At 38.8% G+C, this 18787-nt stretch carries 17 protein-coding genes; 15 read left to right on the top strand and 2 right to left on the bottom strand.

Annotation, left to right across the window (positions count from 1 at the left end; all coding sequences use genetic code 11):
- The first annotated feature begins 61 nt into the window (after positions 1–61).
- From H0486_RS12935 to H0486_RS12905, 7 genes are all read left to right on the top strand, one after another.
- On the top strand, positions 62–1531 hold the full coding sequence (locus H0486_RS12935) for an ISLre2 family transposase (protein ID WP_228352155.1): 1470 nt from the start codon (positions 62–64) through the stop codon (positions 1529–1531).
- A gap of 210 nt (positions 1532–1741) precedes the next feature.
- On the top strand, positions 1742–2659 hold the full coding sequence (locus H0486_RS12930) for a homocysteine S-methyltransferase family protein (RefSeq protein WP_228353390.1): 918 nt from the start codon (positions 1742–1744) through the stop codon (positions 2657–2659).
- Positions 2660–2713: 54 nt separating this feature from the next.
- A complete protein-coding gene (locus H0486_RS12925) occupies positions 2714–3382 on the top strand; it encodes an acyltransferase (protein ID WP_228353389.1) in 669 nt (222 codons plus the stop codon).
- A 208-nt stretch (positions 3383–3590) separates the two neighbouring features.
- Complete coding sequence (locus H0486_RS12920; protein WP_228353388.1) at positions 3591–4283, top strand: iron-sulfur cluster assembly scaffold protein; 693 nt, start codon at positions 3591–3593, stop codon at positions 4281–4283.
- A gap of 19 nt (positions 4284–4302) precedes the next feature.
- Positions 4303–5313: a GGGtGRT protein gene (locus H0486_RS12915; protein WP_228353387.1), complete on the top strand. Its 1011-nt coding sequence runs from the start codon at positions 4303–4305 to the stop codon at positions 5311–5313.
- A gap of 681 nt (positions 5314–5994) precedes the next feature.
- Complete coding sequence (locus tag H0486_RS12910) at positions 5995–6183, top strand: hypothetical protein (protein ID WP_228353386.1); 189 nt, start codon at positions 5995–5997, stop codon at positions 6181–6183.
- Positions 6171–6665 carry a hypothetical protein gene (locus H0486_RS12905; protein ID WP_228353385.1) on the top strand — a complete coding sequence of 165 codons (495 nt, stop codon included), beginning with the start codon at positions 6171–6173 and terminating at the stop codon, positions 6663–6665. The genes H0486_RS12910 and H0486_RS12905 overlap by 13 nt, the downstream gene beginning before the upstream one ends.
- A gap of 218 nt (positions 6666–6883) precedes the next feature.
- Here the strand turns inward: H0486_RS12905 and H0486_RS12900 are convergent, their stop codons facing one another.
- Complete coding sequence (locus H0486_RS12900; protein WP_228353384.1) at positions 6884–7045, bottom strand: molecular chaperone GroEL; 162 nt, start codon at positions 7043–7045, stop codon at positions 6884–6886.
- 229 nt (positions 7046–7274) lie between these two features.
- On the opposite strand from H0486_RS12900, the gene H0486_RS12895 reads away from it, so the two are divergent.
- Positions 7275–7751 (top strand): DUF4190 domain-containing protein, encoded by a 477-nt coding sequence (locus H0486_RS12895; RefSeq protein WP_228353383.1) that lies wholly within the window; start codon positions 7275–7277, stop codon positions 7749–7751.
- Positions 7752–7880: 129 nt separating this feature from the next.
- Here the strand turns inward: H0486_RS12895 and H0486_RS12890 are convergent, their stop codons facing one another.
- Positions 7881–8273, bottom strand: coding sequence for a DUF2752 domain-containing protein (locus tag H0486_RS12890; protein WP_228353382.1), 393 nt, complete (start codon positions 8271–8273; stop codon positions 7881–7883).
- A 389-nt stretch (positions 8274–8662) separates the two neighbouring features.
- Here H0486_RS12890 and H0486_RS12885 point away from each other — a divergent pair, with 389 nt between their 5' ends.
- From H0486_RS12885 to H0486_RS12855, 7 genes are all read left to right on the top strand, one after another.
- Complete coding sequence (locus tag H0486_RS12885; RefSeq protein WP_228353381.1) at positions 8663–10468, top strand: bifunctional homocysteine S-methyltransferase/methylenetetrahydrofolate reductase; 1806 nt, start codon at positions 8663–8665, stop codon at positions 10466–10468.
- Positions 10465–12948: a homocysteine S-methyltransferase family protein gene (locus tag H0486_RS12880; RefSeq protein ID WP_228353380.1), complete on the top strand. Its 2484-nt coding sequence runs from the start codon at positions 10465–10467 to the stop codon at positions 12946–12948. The genes H0486_RS12885 and H0486_RS12880 overlap by 4 nt, the downstream gene beginning before the upstream one ends.
- Positions 12949–13378: 430 nt before the next feature.
- Positions 13379–15088 carry a ribosomal protection-like ABC-F family protein gene (gene abc-f, locus H0486_RS12875; protein WP_228353379.1) on the top strand — a complete coding sequence of 570 codons (1710 nt, stop codon included), beginning with the start codon at positions 13379–13381 and terminating at the stop codon, positions 15086–15088.
- Positions 15089–15222: 134 nt separating this feature from the next.
- On the top strand, positions 15223–15672 hold the full coding sequence (locus H0486_RS12870; protein WP_330594520.1) for a DUF2975 domain-containing protein: 450 nt from the start codon (positions 15223–15225) through the stop codon (positions 15670–15672).
- A 12-nt stretch (positions 15673–15684) separates the two neighbouring features.
- On the top strand, positions 15685–15909 hold the full coding sequence (locus H0486_RS12865; RefSeq protein ID WP_228353377.1) for a helix-turn-helix domain-containing protein: 225 nt from the start codon (positions 15685–15687) through the stop codon (positions 15907–15909).
- A gap of 85 nt (positions 15910–15994) precedes the next feature.
- Entirely contained in the window at positions 15995–17572 is a 1578-nt protein-coding gene (locus H0486_RS12860) for a DUF4153 domain-containing protein (RefSeq protein WP_228353376.1), read from the top strand.
- Between the two features lie 184 nt (positions 17573–17756).
- Positions 17757–18731 (top strand): glycosyltransferase family 2 protein, encoded by a 975-nt coding sequence (locus H0486_RS12855; RefSeq protein WP_228353375.1) that lies wholly within the window; start codon positions 17757–17759, stop codon positions 18729–18731.
- Positions 18732–18787: the final 56 nt, after the last annotated feature.

Below are 18787 nucleotides of genomic sequence, written 5' to 3'. Positions count from 1 at the left end.
CAAACTTTGTGTTAAGATTAAGTCATCACACAAAACAAAACATAAAAGAAGGTGTTCTCTTATGATTAAAAGTATACAACATTTTGAAGAGGTTGGCATTAGAAATCTTGAAAAAGAAGTAGAAAAATTTTTGAAGAATCCAAAGGATATGGCTTCCTTTGTCTATGGAATTCAAGACAACATAATTAAGCTTGGTCTGGATATTATTAAAGAAACACTAGAAAGCTGTGATGAAACGCTAAGGAATAGTGGAAAAAGGAAAAAGGATTGGCAAATCGTAAAGAAGGATGAAAAAACTCTTATCACATCATTAGGAAAGGTCTGTTTTGAGAAAACCTTATTTAAAAATAAGGTAACTGGGGAAAGGGGCTATCTCTTAGATCGGATATTAGGTATTGAAGAGCATGAAAGATTAACTGAGGATGCAGAAGCAAAAATGCTTGAGGAATCAGTTGAAACATCCTATCGTAAGGCAGGTCAGGCAATCAGTATAAGTGAAATTGTAAGCAAGCAGACGGTGAAGAATAAAATTCATAGCCTTGAGTTTCAAAACGAATATAAAGATTTACTTAATAAGAAAAAAGTAAAATACTTGTACATAGACGCAGATGAAGATCATATATCCTTACAATTCCGGGAACGGAAAGGTGATCTTGTGAAAAATGATAATCATATGAAGAATAACTGCATAATAACCAAAATCGTCTATGTATATGAGGGAATAGAAAAAGAAGGTCCGAAAAGTAAACGAAATCGGCTTATAAATCCTTACTACTTTTGTGGCACATACTCTGGAGAAGATAATAGTAAACTTTGGGATGAGGTGTATGACTATATACGTTGTAACTACGATATAGACAGCATCGAGAAAATATATCTAAATGGAGATGGAGGAGGGTGGATAAAAGCAGGAAAAAGAAGACTGGCCGGACTTACCTATGTTCTGGATGAATTTCATTTAAGCAAGTATATGATACGAGCCACATCACATTTACTGGATTCAGCTGAAGAAGCACGTCAGGAAATGTATAAAACGATGAGAAGTGGGACGAAGAGAGAATTCGAAAAAGTGATAGAAAAGATTTTGAAGGTTACAGACGGAGAAGCAACCATAAAGAGAGTCAAAGAGAGTAAAGAATATATTCTCTCTAATTGGTCTGCAGTGAAAGTTCGTTTAGAAGAAAAAGAAGGTATAGTGGGATGTAGTGCAGAAGGCCATGTCAGTCATGTGCTGTCCTCAAGGATGAGTTCAAGACCAATGGGATGGAGTAGGATGGGTGTAGATAAGATGGCACATTTAAGAGCGTATTATTATAATGGTGGAGATATGCTGGAATTGGTAAGAAAACAGAGGAGGCAGACAAAGGCTGCAGGAGCTGAAGAAAATGATATAATAAGCTGTGAGGAGGTTCTTCGTTCTGAGAAGAATAAACGTAATGAACTGGGTAAGTATATGGAAAGTATAAGCCATAGTGTGAGTGCTGATGTAAGGAAATATGCATGGTTTAACGCCCATATATGGGGCTTGTAAAAGAATATATAAAAAGGTATAGTATAGGTGTGAATTCTAAAACACATCTTTGGTGAACTCCGCCTCTCTATTTCCTACAGTATAGTTACGCAATCCTTATGAGGATTTAGCTCTTGGTGAGACGGAGTAATTAGTATATAATAGTATATAAGCTGCTTATCGATTTTACTTTCGGATGAAGCTGAATTATCGAATGATGAGGAAAACGATATGAGTTTTGTAGATTGCATTGAACAACATGCCAGCATATTAATGGAAGGCGCTCTTGGTGAGAGGCTGAAGCGAGAATATCATTTGGATTTTGATAAAGATGTTGCATTAGCGAAAATGATATATAATACGGATGGTGCATCTGCTTTGAAAGCGATATGGCAGGAGTATATTACGATTGCGCGGAAATATAATCTGCCGTTTTTAGCTACGACACCTACTCGCCGTGCCAATCGGGAACGTGTTGAGAAAGCAGGCTGTGATTCTTCCATTATACTGGATAATGCAAGCTTCCTTCAGAACATACAAAAAGAAAGTGACGTAGAAATGTATGTAGGCGGACTTCTTGGATGTAAAGGAGATGCATATACTGGAGAGGGTGCACTGTCAACGAAAGAAGCAATTGAATTTCACAAATGGCAGGTCGATCTGTTCCATAAAGCAAATGTGGACTTTCTATATGCAGGTATTATGCCTGCTTTACCGGAGATCATAGGAATGGCTCACGTAATATCAGATACGGGTATACCATATATCATCAGCTTTACCATTCAAAAGGATGGTAAACTGATCGATGGAACAAGGATTTCAGATGCCATTCAGGAAATTGATAGCCAAACAGAGAATAAGCCAATATGCTATATGACAAACTGTGTGCATCCGAATATTCTTTACGAGGCGCTATCACAGCCGTATAATAGGAATGATGTGGTGCAAAGCCGTTTTTTGGGAATACAGGCTAATACTTCTCCTTTGTCATATGCTGAATTAGATAATTCTACAGACTTGAAGAGCTCTGAACCAGAAGCCTTAGCCGAAGACATGATAAGATTACGTACAATAAGCAATATAAAAATCTTCGGAGGATGCTGCGGCACCGATCACAGACATATGGATCATATTGCACGCAGACTGTGAGTAGTCAACAATTAATGAATATAAACGATAAGTAAACTATAGGGGGTATTCGACATGTCGGAACAGCTTATGATTAAGTCATTATTTGATTTGAAGGAAACCATTGCAGCGGATTTATTCGAAGGCTGCATCTATCCATGGGAGGTACTAAGCAAAATTAAGAACGGAATTATCACAATTGGTGCCACTTTACCGGCTGATGAGTATGATAAAGTTGGTGAGGATATCTGGATTGCCAAATCCGCCAAGGTAGCCCCTACCGCTTGTATTAATGGACCCGCAATTATCGGTAAGGATGCAGAGGTAAGGCATTGTGCCTTTATTCGAGGCAGCGCCATTGTGGGGGAAGGTGCAGTGGTTGGCAATTCAACTGAGCTAAAGAATGTGATCCTGTTCAATAAGGTTCAGGTACCCCATTATAATTATGTTGGAGATTCCGTACTGGGCTTCAAGTCCCATATGGGAGCGGGATCCATTACTTCCAATGTGAAGTCAGATAAGACTCCGGTTACTGTAAAAGCCGGAGAGCTAAAGCTTGAGACAGGCCTGAAGAAATTCGGTGCTATTCTGGGTGACTATGTGGAAGTAGGTTGCAACAGTGTACTGAATCCCGGAACTGTCATAGGAAGAAATGCGAATATCTATCCCCTTTCTATGGTGAGAGGCTTTGTACCGGAGAGGAGCATATATAAAACAGCCGGAGAAATTGTAGGAAAGTATTAATTTCTTGCCGTAAATACAGAGAACTTTTGCTAAAAAAACTATGGACTTATTGGTAGTTTTATGCGAAAATATGTTAAGTAAATAACAATAAAGTGTTATTTCGTAGGAATGCATTATCTTTACTGTAAGTGAAGGGTAAAGCTTTCTCTTGCAACGAATAGAGAAAATGAAATACGATACTATGTATATTGAAAGGAGTTTTAACAACATGATTTATTCACATGAAGTAAAAACGATGTGTCCGGTTGCACAGGGCGTAAACCATGGCGCTGCACCTATTCCGGAAGAAGCAAAATGGGTAAAGGCAAAGGAAGTTACAGATATCTCCGGCTTAACACATGGAATTGGCTGGTGTGCACCGCAACAAGGTACCTGTAAATTAACATTGAATGTTAAGGACGGTATCATTCAGGAAGCATTAGTAGAGACAGTAGGCTGCTCCGGTATGACACACTCCGCAGCGATGGCAGCAGAGATATTACCAGGTAGAACTATTCTTGAGGCATTGAACACAGACTTAGTATGTGATGCTATTAATACAGCAATGAGAGAGCTTTTCTTACAAATCGTTTACGGAAGAACACAGAGTGCATTCTCTGAGGACGGTCTTCCGATTGGTGCTGGTTTAGAGGATTTAGGAAAAGGACTTCGCAGCCAGGTTGGTACCATGTACGGAACACTTGCAAAAGGACCTCGTTATCTTGAGATGGCAGAAGGTTATGTAACCGGTATCGCTCTTGATGCTGATAATGAAATTATCGGATATCAATTCGTGAGCCTTGGCAAAATGATGGATTTCATCAAAAAAGGCGATGATCCAAACACCGCATATGAAAAGTCCAAAGGTCAATATGGACGTGTTGCGGATGCTGTGAAGATTATCGACCCGAGACACGAATAGTAAAGGAGGATACATAACAATGGCTTTATTTGAATCATATGAGAGAAGAATTAACCAGATCAATGCTGTATTAAACAGCTACGGCATCGCTTCCATCGAAGAAGCAGAGAAGATTACAAAGGATGCCGGTCTTGATGTATACAATATGGTAAAAGGTATTCAGCCGATTGCATTTGAGAATGCAAGCTGGGCATACATAGTAGGTGCTGCTATTGCAATTAAAAAAGGCGCTAGAAGAGCTGCTGATGCAGCAGCAGCGATTGGTGAAGGCTTACAGGCTTTCTGTATTCCTGGATCCGTTGCTGATCAGAGAAAGGTTGGCTTAGGCCATGGTAACCTTGGAAAGATGTTATTGGAGGAGTCCACTGATTGCTTCTGCTTCTTAGCTGGACATGAGTCCTTCGCAGCAGCAGAGGGTGCTATCGGTATCGCTCAATCTGCGAACAAGGTTAGAAAGAAACCCTTAAGAGTAATCTTAAATGGTCTTGGTAAGGATGCAGCTCAGATTATCTCCCGTATCAACGGCTTTACCTATGTTGAGACTGAGATGGATTATTATACAGGTAAGGTTAAGGAAGTATTCCGCAAATCTTACAGCAATGGCCCTAGAGCAGCAGTAAACTGCTATGGTGCTAATGATGTAACCGAAGGTGTTGCAATTATGCATAAGGAAGGTGTTGACGTATCTATTACCGGTAACTCCACCAATCCTACCAGATTCCAGCATCCGGTTGCAGGTACCTACAAGAAGGAATGTATCGAGATGGGTAAGAAATACTTCTCCGTTGCTTCCGGTGGTGGTACAGGTAGAACATTACATCCTGATAACATGGCAGCTGGTCCTGCTTCCTATGGTATGACAGATACTATGGGTAGAATGCACTCTGACGCTCAGTTCGCAGGTTCCTCCTCCGTTCCGGCTCACGTTGAAATGATGGGTCTGATCGGTATGGGTAATAACCCGATGGTTGGTGCTACGGTAGCTGTAGCAGTTGCGATTCAGGAAGCAGCTGATGCTAATCGTTTCTAAGTAACGATAGCAGATTCGAGCTAATACATTAACTAGAGGGTTTCGTAAATCACATAATGACTTACGAAACCCTTATTTTTCGTATAAAGGGAGACGGCCCTGTCATAGCGACAGGGCCATCTGGATATGTTGATACAAATATGTGGAATATAGCGTGATTAAATGCGACTTCTGCATGATAAATCGCATCTGGTCCAATCTGACCAGCTCTGATAACCAATCCTTGTGTCATAGATAACACAAGTGCTGAGGAAACATCATAATAACAATATTTCCTGAATTCTTTATTTTATCCTTCGAAGTAATCCTGATTTTATATACACGAGTGATTTCTGATGAATCATCAAATAAGGTGTCTGCTGATGTATATCTACATCCTCAGACACCTTTGTCTCTCACTGATGCTTATAGTTGATGAATTTTACTCTTTGCAGCAATTAAAGTAGCTACATTAACTTGCGTTTTCTTAAAAATAAATACAGGAGCATAATCCTAAGAAAATAAAAAGGACGATTTGTTTGTCATTACTAACCTACAAATCGTCATTGATTTAAATATGATTATGCATCCCTATCAATGTCGTTAATTATACATTTAAAATTACTGAGTGTCAATAATTATTTTTTGCCATTTATAGTAAGAGCACAGAAACAAAGACCTTTAAATCCAACGGATAGATATGTGATACCTGATATAGTCAATGATGATAAGTATAAGAATTATTTAGACGTGAAGAAAATCATGGCTTTAGCAGTAGAAAATAAGGAGTTTCTACATCAGGAGGTTTTAGAAGAAAACATCAGGCTTATGCAAGACCAGTTATTAGATTATATATTTGAGAAAGAAGGGGATTCCATATGTTATTTCTAATTGAAAGCTTAATCTTATGTGCAATATTCACAGTCGTTATATTAATCCCTTTGGCTAAGGATCCAGCTAGTATGATCATGTCATTTCCAGTTAATGTCAGAAAGAGGGTGGAGTCATTACCGCAATATAAGGATAAAATAAAGAAAAAGGAATCAAATCATATCTTGGTTAAAATAGTGGGAGCTGTAGTGATTGTATTTATCCTGTCAGTAGTCGCATATTATTCAGGAGCTACAACCTTTGGAAAAGCATTTTTCTATGTATTTTTCTTATTCTTTGTTGCAAATTTATATGATTTATTTATTTTGGATTTGGCTATTTTTATGAATTGTAAGAGATTCTGGGTGCCTGGAACAGAAGATATGGTAGAAGAATATCGTAACCCCCTTTTTTATACCATAGGTGCTGGCAAAGGCATTATAATTGGCTTCTTCATAGCACTTCTGTCAGCGGGACTGATACAGTTAATACATTATATATAAGAAAAAGGGGCTGTTGCACAATATACATGCAGGGAATATGACTTACCTCACACACAGACGGAAGTACATATTGCTGATTTTGTATGTCTCATGCAAATATAAATAATCGCATGATTCACACAAAATACAGCAATCTGTTCTTCCGACAGTGCATTATGGTAAGTCATATTCCCTGTAAATGTATTATGCAACAGCCCTTAATCTTGTGAAGATTATCCTTATTGCTTGTCTTCTTCCTCAGCTTCCTTAACGATACGATCCAGTACATCGATTAAATCGTGAATCGTATAAAGTTCCACATTCCGTTCTAATATGTTATTTTTTAGGTCGACGGAAAGTGTTTCAAATTTTTCCCTGATAGCAGGAGCAACATATGACATATAATCACCTCAAGGTTACTATGTACGAAAAATAAAGAAATTATGTATATGTGGAGTGTGAATCGATTGCTATTTATGTAATATAGTATTAACTAATAGCATTATAATGATATTAGCTTATTAAATGTTTAACAAATTAAAAAAGCTTGTTGAAGAAAATAGTATAATATGGTAGGATATGAATAGCAATTTTGAATTGTATATTTACTATAGCGAGGGGGTCCTTATTATGGGAGATTATAACAATCCTGAAGACAACAATTTTAATCAAAATAATCAACAGCAAAATAATCCGGAGCAGAATCAATATCAACAGCCGGTATATCAACAACCGCAGCAGAATCAGTATCAGACTGATTCAAATCAATATCAGTATTCCTATCAATACGACGCATCTACTCAATATGATCAGCCAAAGAAGAGCAGTGGTTTAGCTATTGCTTCCTTAGTATGTGGTATTGTAGGTCTGGTTTTATGCTGCTGCTATTATCTAAGCTTACCTTTATCGATTGTTGGCCTTATTCTTGGTATTGTCAGCCTTAGTAAGAAGTCAGGCGGTAAGGGAATGGCAATTGTAGGAGTTATTTTATCCGGTATTACTGTTGTTTTAGCTATCTTAATGATTGCAGGTGTTGCAGCATTATTGGGTAGTGAAGATTTCCTGAATGAAATATACCGGGAGATGGGATTAGATTCCTATTACTAAAACTGATATAATAAGTATATAGGTATTGCTCAAAATTAATTAGCTCAGTAAAGCAGATTATGTTTTACTGAGCCTTTTTAATTATACAGACTGTATATCAATGGTCATATACAATCTATTCGAAACAATTCAAGGTGTAAGATAAGGAATAAAGTTGCGAATGATGAAGTATGCCATGAGTAATATGATAAGTATGATATAGAAGCCTAGCTTTCTTGGAAGAAGCCGTATGTGTCTTCCAAAGCTGTAAGTTACTAACTCGATATACGAAGCCAGCAGTAGAACAGCTAGTATCAAAGGTACAATATTGTATCGCAGAGATGTAAGCATATCTCCGTGAAGTAAAGCAATGGTACTTCGGGTATTGCCACAGGCAGGACAATAGATATCGAACCATCTTACAGCAGGACAACGCGGAAGATTAATAAACCAGTTAAGAATATATTCATGGACTGCAAATAACATAGCCATGAGAACTGGAATAAGTATGGTAATTATCTTTAATAATTTCATTTTATTCATGTGTGTCTCCGTTCCCTCAATTGGGTTGTAATTTCATATGAGTGATATATGTAATATTAATCCTGTAATTGAAACATTCAAAGTGATATATTAGATTGAAAATACTCAAGGTATTATATCATAGAATATAGAAATCGAAAAGATAAAAGGTAGAACTCTATTATTCTTACTTTTTTAATATAGTATAGGAGAATACTGGCTCTTATCCTGTCGGTATCCGAATATAAGCTATCTGTAACTTTCTTCCTTCAATATTGTGAAAATACTTGTGGTGTAGGAAAGAATGATATATAATGGGTAAAATGTTTTTGCTACCCAGTACTTTGCTGTAACAAAGATAACATATTGGTTTGCTGGCCATAGGTGGCATTTCATGGAGGAATGAGGGAATGAAGCAGTATTTAAAAGAACATAGATTGATTCCGGATGGATCCATGGGAACCTACTATTCCCTGATTAAAAATCAGGATAGGATTATTTCGGAATATGCTAATATAACAGAACCGGAAGTGATTAAGCAAATTCATAAGGAGTATATCAAATCCGGAGCCAGATTAATTCGTACGAATACCTTTGCAGCCAATCGGACAGTATTACAACGAAATAAGGAAGAGCAACGGGAATTGGTCATAGCCGCGTGTCAAATCGCGAAAAAAGCAGTGGAGGAATCATCTACTGAATTAATGATATCTGAAAGGATTTGGATTCTGGGAGACATCGGTCCGATTCCTGAGAACGCCGATTCGAATGAGAAGGATATTCTGGAAGAATACCGGCTTTTATGTGACATTTTTTTAGAACAAGGAATGGATGGTATTCATTTTGAAACCTTTTCCTCAACGAACTATATTGAAAAGCTGGCTCCCTACATAAAGGAAAAGAGACAGGATATGTTCCTTCTTACAAGCTTTTCCGTGAATAAAAACGGGTATTCCGCGGCAGGAATCAGTGCAACACGTTTGATGGATAAGATAGCCCAGATTGATGAAATTGACGCTTGTGGCTTTAATTGTGGAATTGGTTCCGGACATATGCATCAAATTCTACAAAAGGTTACCTTCCCTGAAGGTAAAAATAGTTACGCAGCACCCAATGCAGGTTATCCGGAGCAAATGCAAAATCGTATGGTCTTCATGGACAATGCCCGGTATTTCGCAGACAATATGAAGCGGATTGCTGAGTTAGGGATTGATATCATTGGAGGGTGCTGTGGAACAACACCGGAATATATAGCCGACATTAATGATATGCTACGTTCAAATGCTTATACACCGCTGGTGAAACAACCCCGAAGCAGGAGAGAAATGGCTGCCCCGGCGGTGAAGGAGAATACCTTCTATCGGCTGTTTGATAGCAAAGATAAGGTAATAGCAGTGGAATTAGATCCTCCGTATGATGCGAACATTGATCAGGTGATGGAGTGTGCTCATAAACTTAAGCATAGCGGAGCAGATATCATTACCTTTGCTGATTCACCAATGGGTAGAAGTCGTGTTGATTCAGTACTAATGAGTATAAAAATTGCAGGTGAGACGCAACTACCTGTCATGCCCCATATCTGTTGTAGGGATCGTAATATGATATCGATGCGCTCTACGCTGCTGGGTGCCTATATTCATGGTATCCGTAACATGTTGGTGGTCACAGGTGATCCGGTACCGGGAGAAAGCAGAGTATCTACTACCGGAGTCTTTGATTATAATTCCGTACAGCTTATGGATTATATACGGGAAATGAATGAGGAGCATTTTTCTGATGAGCCCATCTTCTACGGAGGAGCCCTTAATTATAGAAGAGGAACAGTTGATAAGGTAGTGGACAGAATGAGACGCAAGATGGAGGCGGGTGCTAAGTATTTTTTGACTCAGCCCATTTATTCGGAAGAGGATGTTATGCGTATACGCAGTATCAAGGAAAGGGTTGATACGAAAATATTATGTGGCATTATGCCCCTGGTAAGCTATCGAAATGCGTTATTCATCAAGAACGAAATTAGTGGTATTCATGTACCGGATCATATATTAAATCGATACAACCCGAATATGTCCAGAGAGGAAGCAGAAAATGTGGGTGCTTCTATTGCTAGAGAAATAATGGATATGTTGGAGACGGTGGCAGATGGGTATTATTTTATGCTTCCGTTTAACCGGGTCAGCTTAATGGATAAAATCATGCGTAAGGAGGATATGCAATGACAAAAAAGGAATTTCAATCCCTGGTTCAGTCAAGAATCATGTTTGTAGATGGAGCAACCGGAAGTAATCTTCAACAAAGAGGAATGCCCACGGGTGTTTGCCCTGAGCAATGGATATTAGATAATCCAGAAGTATTAATAGAACTTCAGACAGAGTTCTTGGAAGCAGGTTCGGATATTATATTTGCACCGACCTTTACTGCTAACAGAATTAAGCTGGCGGAATATGGAATGGCAGAGAAGCTTGAGGATTTCAACCGGGAACTGGTAGGATTATCCTACGAGGCAGTAAAAAGGTATTACAGCCGTTGTGGGAGTAATAGAAAGGTCTATATTGCAGCCGATTTAACGATGACCGGCGTGCAGGTTCAGCCGGTAGGTCCTCTGCCTTTTGAAGAGTTGGTTGATGTATATAAGCAGCAATTAGGCTATATCCTTCCTTGCGGAGTGGATTTAATTGTAATCGAGACGATGATGAGCCTGCAGGAGTGCCGTGCAGCATTGCTTGCGGTGAAAGAAACCTGTGATCTTCCCGTAATTATATCCCTTACGTATAATGAAATGAACAGAACCATCTTTGGAACGGACCCGAAGACAGCAATCATCGTATTACAAAGCATGGGTGCAGATGCAGTAGGTGTTAATTGCTCCACCGGCCCGGATAAAATGATAGAAATCGTCAGAGAAATGAAGCGTTATGCATATATTCCGATTATGGCAAAGCCCAATGCTGGAATTCCGAAGCTGGTGAATGGCAAAACGGTATTTCCGTTGGAAGCAGAAGACTTTGCAGCAGAGATGGAGGAAATCGTAAAAGCAGGAGCAAGTATTGTCGGAGGCTGCTGTGGCTCTACACCGAGACACATCAAACAGTTGGTGGAAAGAGTTAAGAATATCCAGCCACCTGCGATAAGCAAAGCGCATATACGTGCATTAACCACAGAGAGTAAGACGGTAGAAATACCGCTCTCCGGTCCGTTTATGATTGTGGGTGAACGCATTAACCCTACGGGAAAGAAGGATCTGCAGGCAGAGCTTCGGGAAGAGAATATGTCCATCGTCTCCCGCTTCGCTGAAGAACAGGTAGCACTTGGCGCGCAAGTTCTGGATATCAATGTAGGAATGAACGGAATCGATGAGAAGCAGATTATGCTATTAGCTATGCAGGAGGCTCTGCTTGCAGCAGATACACCACTGTGTATCGATTCCAGCCATGTGGAAGTAATAGAGGCAGCGTTACGACTTTATCCCGGCCGTGCACTTATTAATTCTATTTCTTTGGAAAAAGCAAAGTACGACAATCTGATTCCGATTGCTAAGAAATATGGAGCTATGTTTATACTGCTTCCTTTATCTGATCAGGGAATGCCAAAGAACCTGGAGGAAAAGAAGCAAATAATTCATACCATAATTGATCGTGCGCTGGAATGCGGATTAGCAAAGGAAGATATTATTGTAGATGGTCTTGTGAATACCGTAGGTGCTAATAAAAATGCTTCTATAGAAGCGCTGGAGACGATTCGATATTGTAAGGATGAGCTACAGCTTGCCACAATCATTGGACTTTCCAATATATCCTTTGGCCTGCCGGAACGGCAGTTTATCAATAGTACCTTCCTGGCATTTGCAATTCAAGCAGGACTTACGATGGCGATTGCAAATCCTTCTCAGGATTTATTGATGAATACTGCCTTTGCATCCGATCTTCTTCGTGGTGTTGAGGATGGAGCAGAACGCTATATTGACAGAGTAACCATGAGACCGGCAACGATATCAGTAGGCTCTGCCAATCAGGAAAAACCTGAAGTGCAGAATGTGAAGGAAGAAGAGATGAAAAAGAACTCTTCAGATTTGGTTCCTTCTGTCTTTGAAGCAGTTGTAAAAGGAAAGAAAAAGAATATCATTGCATTGGTAGAGGATGCCTTAAGTACTGGTATTAAGCCCAATGAATTGATTGAGAAGACATTAATTCCTGCCATCAATGAGGTGGGACAATTATATGAAAGCCAGAGGTATTTTCTCCCTCAGCTCATAGCAGGTGCCGAGACAATGAAAATGGCAATTGATTATCTGGAGCCTCTGCTTCAAAAGGAGAATCAAGAAAGCAGCAAGGGTACGATTGTAATTGCTACGGTTGCCGGTGATATTCATGATATCGGTAAGAACCTTGTTTCGCTTATGCTGAAAAACTATGGTTATAGAGTAATTGATCTGGGCAAGGATGTGCCCAGCGAGACCATAATTCAGACAGCTATCAGAGAAAAGGCGGATATTATCGCATTGTCCGCACTGATGACAACTACTATGGTTGAGATGAAGCGCGTCGTAGAATTAGCAAAGGAAAATGGTGTTACAAGTAAGATTATCATTGGAGGAGCAGTAATAACGGACAGCTATTCCATTGAAATCGGAGCAGATGGTTATTCACCGGATGCGCAATCTGCAGTAACACTGGTTTCAAAAATATTAGGTAACCTTTAATTTTATGGAAAGTAGCGGATTGAATGCCTAGATTTGATCTGCTACTTTCTGATTAGTGTCTTAAGATCCTTGTGATTGACAAATGCATGAAAGCACAGTAAAATAGGTTTATAAATTGAAAATGAAAGGACACAGATTGCATTTATAGGCAGTTTGTAACGGTGTGAAGTATAATGTTTATTTGGTAATTCAGTGAATGGTAAATGAAATAAGTAGGAGCAGGGGTTCACAAGTATTATATGGATTCCTGTATTATGTTTTATCGCTGGATTATCGAATAGATTGATACTGAGGTTCAGAAAGGCAATACCATTTTCTGATACCTTACTTGGTTATAGGTAAAACTATGCAGTTTATTTATCTATAGCTACTTATCATATAGAATTCTTTATTCGATCTTTCCGGCATTCATGCAAGGAGGGATCTTTTTTTGTTATTAGTAAAAGCAGAGAATATTAAGAAATACTTCGGAGATCGTTTGATTTTGGATATTGATGAGTTCGCTATCTATTCTGGAGATAAAATCGGAGTTGTGGGAGCGAATGGAGCAGGGAAAACAACATTATTGAAACTGCTGCTGGGTGAGCTGGAGGCAGAGGAAGGTTATATTAACACCTATGGCTCCTTCTCCTATGTACCTCAGTTTTCAGATTATGAGGAACAGGAGTATCTGGAGCAGGAAGGAGATCATCAAAAGCTACTGAAGGAGCTTAATGTTAATGATAAGTTATACCAGGATAAGATTAGTGGTGGTGAGGAAACCAGACTTAAGCTGGCGGGAGCCTTTGGCAAACAAGGTCACATCGTATTATTGGATGAACCCACTGCCAATCTTGATATGGAAGGTATTCGACTCCTTCAGCAAAAATTAAAAAGAATGGAGACGCTTCTTATTATTAGTCATGATCGTGCCCTGTTAGATGAAATCTGTACGAAGATAGTGGAAGTGGCCCATGGGAAGATCACTCAATATCCGGGGAATTTTTCGGAATACGAACGGTTAAAGGAAGCAGAGAAGGAACGATGTAAGAAAGAATATGAAGCTTATATCGGTGAAAAGAAGCGTCTGGAAGAGGTGTATGTGGAAAAGCGGAAGCTTGCTGAAAATGCAGCGAGGATACCTAAGGGAATGAGCCCCAGAGAGGCCCATATGCGCGACTTTTTATGTGTTACCGGCAGAAATCACGATGGTAAGCAAAAAAATCTTCACCGTGCAGCCGACGCTGTAAAAAAACGCATTGATCACATGGAGGTGAAAGAAAGGCCGAAGGAAGAACCAAGAATCTCCCTGAATTTCAAATTGACGAATCCTCCTGAAAACAAAATCATTATGGAGGCTAGTGAGCTTAATTTCGCGTACGGGGATCATGCAATATTCCAAAATGCATCGTTTCGAATACCGAACCATAAAAAGATTGCGATAGTCGGACCCAATGGGGTAGGTAAGACAACTTTATTGAACATCATAAGGTCCTCTTTTCAAGAGGGTGAGTTTCGCGATACGATTCGGATTGTCCCTAAAGCGGTTCTGGGATTTCTGTATCAGAAGATGGAGAATCTGCAGAAGTCAGAGACGGTATTAGAAAACGCTATGAAAGACAGTGTTCAAACCGAGTCAGTGGTACGTAGCATTTTAGCGGGGTTCTTATTTACAAGTAATGATTTAGGGAAAAAAGTCGAGGTCCTGAGCGGCGGTGAGCGAATGAAGTTAGCCTTAGCCAAGCTGCTTGTATCGAATGCGAATGTACTGGTTCTGGATGAACCAACGAACTATCTGGATATGCCATCCATTATGACATTACAGAAACGTATCAAAGAATATGAAGGAACCATCCTTTTTGTCTCTCATGACAGACACTTTATTAATGAGACAGCGGATTATCTGCTAATGATCGAAGACCAGAAGACGAAGCTAATTCAGGGTAATCTGAAAGCCTATGAAGAGGCAGCAATTGCTAAGAATAAGGAAGCAAAAAAATCGGCAGAAAATAGCCTCTCCATACATTCTGAGAGAATGCGTTTAGAACTACGTATTACCCAGCTTCTAGCAGAGATGGGGCTTAAGAAAAATGAGACGAAAAAAGAAATACTGGAGGCAGAATATCTCGACGTTCTTTCCAGACTTTCAAGCCTGCAATAGATAGAACAAGCTATTAAAAGTCAATAATTATTTATCGAAAAACGATAAATAATTATTGACTTTCGCTTTTTTATATGATAATCTACAGTTAATAAATAATCTAAAAAGATATGGTAAGAACGAGGAGGATGAATATGAGTAGGAGTCCCTTAATCAGATTTACAAAACTATTACTAGATTTTATGTTCTTTTCCGGAATCCTAATATGCATTACAGTACCCTTTATCTTTAAGGAGGCAGGGAAGTATTTCAGTATTTTTAAAGACTACTACATTCCCTATTGTGTGATATTTATGATAGCAGGCGTATTTGCATTGATTATTCTGTGGGAACTGCGAAGAATGTTTCATACAGTAATAAAGGAGAATCCCTTTGTGAAGGAGAATGTCACCTCCCTAAAGCGTATGGGTCTATGCTCCTTCATTATTACAGTTATTATGGCGGTTCGGCTCTTCTTTGTTGTTACACCAGCAGCGCTGGTACTGGTTACGGTGTTCGTGGTGGCTGGTTTATTTTCACTGGTACTATCCCAGGTATTTGATCAGGCGGTTACTTATAAACTCGAAAATGACTTAACCATATAGGAGGTGCCGCGAATGATTCTGGTAAATTTGGATGTAATGATGGCAAAGAGAAAGATGGGCTTAACCGAACTAGCCGAGCAGGTAGATATTACGATGGCAAACCTCTCCATACTGAAGAACAACAAAGCAAAAGCAGTACGTTTTAGTACATTAGAAGCAATCTGTAAAGCTTTAAAGTGTCAACCCGGTGATATATTGGAATACGTAGAGGATGAAGAAATAATTGAAGGAGGTTGAACCGTAACACAACATAATATCTGCGAAGAAGCAGAATAGAAGCATATAAAGAAAGAAGAATAATATTAAAGGAGGATATTATATCATGGAACAATTGAATAATGGTCATCCTACAGTTCAGGATGATAGAATGGTAGTTGCAGGCACTTCAGAAAAAGAAGTGGTTTCGCCACTGCTTAGTAAACTGCGCTTAAAATTCGGAGTGTTTGGAGGAATAAGTCTTATCTTTGGTACTTTTTTTACGCTTCTCTTTTATAAAGCACAGATAGGAATTAATGTACTGTTATATTCATTGGTGTTACTAATACTACTGACCATCGCATTTAAAGAACTTGAGGTTCCTCGTAGAAAGGGAGCAGCCATGTTCTATATTGGAATTCTGCTATTTGGCTTATCTACCTTTCTAACTGCCAGTGTTATTTTGCAATTTCTAAATGTAGTAGCGATTATGATTTTGTTCGACCTGCTTCTTCTGTATCAGCTATATGATATGAAGCCTTGGGATTTTACGAAGCATTTATTAAAGATGCTCGGACTCATTTTTCAAAGCATTGCAGCAATCGGTATGCCCTTTGTCGATAGCGTGCATTTTAGTAAAAAATCAAAGTTCTTTAAGAATGAGAAGGTAATCAATGTAGTGATCGGAGTCGTCATTGCGATTCCGATGTTGATAATCATTCTGTTACTGCTGTCCAACGCAGACTTACTTTTTGGAAAAATGACGGAGAGGATGATGGATACACTGTTTTCCTCCAATATCATAACTATTATTATGATGACACTCTTTGGTTTCATTGCTTGTTATTGTATATTATGCGGAGCAGCATCAGGTGTTCAAAGCAGAGTCAGCAAGGAAGGAAAAAAGGCCAGTGCTTCCATAGCAATTACGGCAATTTCATTAATCGGTTTCGTATATGTCTTATTTTGCGGAATTCAGATAGCTTACCTGTTTACCAGTGGTATATTCGTTCTTCCGGAAGAATTCACTTTTGCAGAGTATGCCAGAAGAGGATTTTTTGAATTATTAGCCGTAACAATTATCAACATAATCATAATACTGATTTGTACGAATATGTTTGAGGATAACAAGCTTCTTCGGTATATTTTAACGATGATAACTTTATGCACTTATATCATGATTGCCTCTGCAACCTATCGTATGCTCCTATATATTGATGCTTATCACCTAACCTTTTTGCGATTGTTTGTACTTCTGGCATTGCTGATTGATGCTTTTGTATTAGCGGGTGTGATTATATCCGTATATCGCAAGATATTTCCACTGTTTCATTATTGCGTGGCAGTTGTTGCAATCTTTTATCTGGCATTTTCCTTCGCAAAACCGGATTATCATATCGCTGCCTATCTACGGGATCATGAAGAAGTATTGGATGTTGAGGATTTGATCTACCTTACTATGAATCTGTCATCGGATGCTGCTCCTGTGGTTGTACCCTTGATTACTGAGACTGGTGAATGGAACAATGAAGTAGTTTATGAAGATGAATACAGTAATGAGTATTACTATGAATACCAAGAGCCAGGTTTATATATCAACAGATATTATGATAGGATAAAAGAGCGAACAGAAAACCGGGGAATTCGGGATTTCAACGTATCTGATTATATTGCTTATAAATATGTTCAAGAAAGTGATAAATAAAGAAACATTAGGAAACGGAAAATAATATTTTCCGTTTCCTTTTTCTTCATATATGATATAATAAAGCATAGTGAACATGATGCGAGTTGACTTATTAGTATGTGAGCAGAGCTTGAGGTCGTGAACATGTTATCGTATATAATCTAATAAATAATCCAAGAGAACCAAATTCTATGGAGGTTATATGAAAGAGAATATTCAGAGACAGGAAGATAAAGCAGAGAGCGGAGACATCGACTGCAAATATACGGTGGATGTTATTATTCCGACCTATCATTCTGATGATAAGCTGGACAAGCTGCTGATAAAATTATATCAACAAACAATAAAGCCCAATCGGGTTATTATATTACACACAGAAGAGTATCAGGGACAGGAGCAGAAGATACCTGATATAGAGGGAAGTAATATTGAGATCATTCCTATTAATAAAAAAGAATATGATCATGGTGGTACTAGAAAATATGGAGCTTCCTTATCGGACGCGGATATTATTCTGTTTATGACTCAGGATGCAGTTCCGGCTGATCATTTACTGATTGAGAATCTTTTAGAACCCTACTCAGATCCGATGGTAGCAGCCTCCTATGCAAGACAGCTCCCGGACGAGAAAGCTGATTTGCTAGAGCGCTATACAAGGTATTTTAATTATCCGAAGCATAGCAGGATTAAAACGCTTGAGGACCTGCCCGAGCTTGGCATCAAGACCTTCTTCTGTTCCGATGTATGTGCCTCTTACCGTAATAAGGTGTATCGTGAAATGGGTGGTTTTGTAGATAAGACAATATTTAATGAGGACATGATTATGGCAGCAGGGATGATTCGAGCCAATTACAAGGTGGCGTATGCTGCCAATGCAAAGGTGATTCATTCCCATAAATATACGTATGTACAACAATTTACTCGGAACTTTGACCTTGGAGTATCCCATAATCAATACGCAGAGGTACTCCATGGTGTAAAATCGGAATCAGAAGGAATTAAATTAGTCAGGAAAACCATGCAGTATTTAATTCAAAAAAAGAAATATTATCTAATACCGGACCTGATTATCAGCAGCGCATTTAAATTTATCGGATACCAGATGGGACTCCGTTATGATTTATTGCCCCGTAATATAATACTGCGCTGTAGCATGAATAAATCCTATTGGAAATAATATGAATGGCTGATCAATCAATAAAGCAGATAGAGATAATAGATATGTGGAGAGAT

The organism is Variimorphobacter saccharofermentans, from assembly GCF_014174405.1.
GTDB classification, from domain to species: Bacteria; Bacillota; Clostridia; order Lachnospirales; family Lachnospiraceae; genus Mobilitalea; species Mobilitalea saccharofermentans.
This window is presented reverse-complemented; position numbering and strand designations above follow the sequence as displayed.

What these genes read in the sequence shown, in the direction of transcription:
- H0486_RS12935 (WP_228352155.1), top strand. Translation starts at nt 62, where the DNA reads ATGATTAAAAGTATACAACATTTTGAAGAGGTTGGCATTAGAAATCTT.
- H0486_RS12925 (WP_228353389.1), top strand. Translation starts at nt 2,714, where the DNA reads ATGTCGGAACAGCTTATGATTAAGTCATTATTTGATTTGAAGGAAACC.
- H0486_RS12905 (WP_228353385.1), top strand. Translation starts at nt 6,171, where the DNA reads ATGTTATTTCTAATTGAAAGCTTAATCTTATGTGCAATATTCACAGTC.
- H0486_RS12870 (WP_330594520.1), top strand. Translation starts at nt 15,223, where the DNA reads ATGAGTAGGAGTCCCTTAATCAGATTTACAAAACTATTACTAGATTTT.
- H0486_RS12915 (WP_228353387.1), top strand. Translation starts at nt 4,303, where the DNA reads ATGGCTTTATTTGAATCATATGAGAGAAGAATTAACCAGATCAATGCT.
- H0486_RS12860 (WP_228353376.1), top strand. Translation starts at nt 15,995, where the DNA reads ATGGAACAATTGAATAATGGTCATCCTACAGTTCAGGATGATAGAATG.
- H0486_RS12900 (WP_228353384.1), bottom strand. Translation starts at nt 7,045, where the DNA reads ATGTCATATGTTGCTCCTGCTATCAGGGAAAAATTTGAAACACTTTCC.
- H0486_RS12920 (WP_228353388.1), top strand. Translation starts at nt 3,591, where the DNA reads ATGATTTATTCACATGAAGTAAAAACGATGTGTCCGGTTGCACAGGGC.
- H0486_RS12930 (WP_228353390.1), top strand. Translation starts at nt 1,742, where the DNA reads ATGAGTTTTGTAGATTGCATTGAACAACATGCCAGCATATTAATGGAA.
- H0486_RS12885 (WP_228353381.1), top strand. Translation starts at nt 8,663, where the DNA reads ATGAAGCAGTATTTAAAAGAACATAGATTGATTCCGGATGGATCCATG.
- H0486_RS12855 (WP_228353375.1), top strand. Translation starts at nt 17,757, where the DNA reads ATGAAAGAGAATATTCAGAGACAGGAAGATAAAGCAGAGAGCGGAGAC.
- H0486_RS12865 (WP_228353377.1), top strand. Translation starts at nt 15,685, where the DNA reads ATGATTCTGGTAAATTTGGATGTAATGATGGCAAAGAGAAAGATGGGC.
- H0486_RS12880 (WP_228353380.1), top strand. Translation starts at nt 10,465, where the DNA reads ATGACAAAAAAGGAATTTCAATCCCTGGTTCAGTCAAGAATCATGTTT.
- H0486_RS12895 (WP_228353383.1), top strand. Translation starts at nt 7,275, where the DNA reads ATGGGAGATTATAACAATCCTGAAGACAACAATTTTAATCAAAATAAT.
- H0486_RS12890 (WP_228353382.1), bottom strand. Translation starts at nt 8,273, where the DNA reads ATGAATAAAATGAAATTATTAAAGATAATTACCATACTTATTCCAGTT.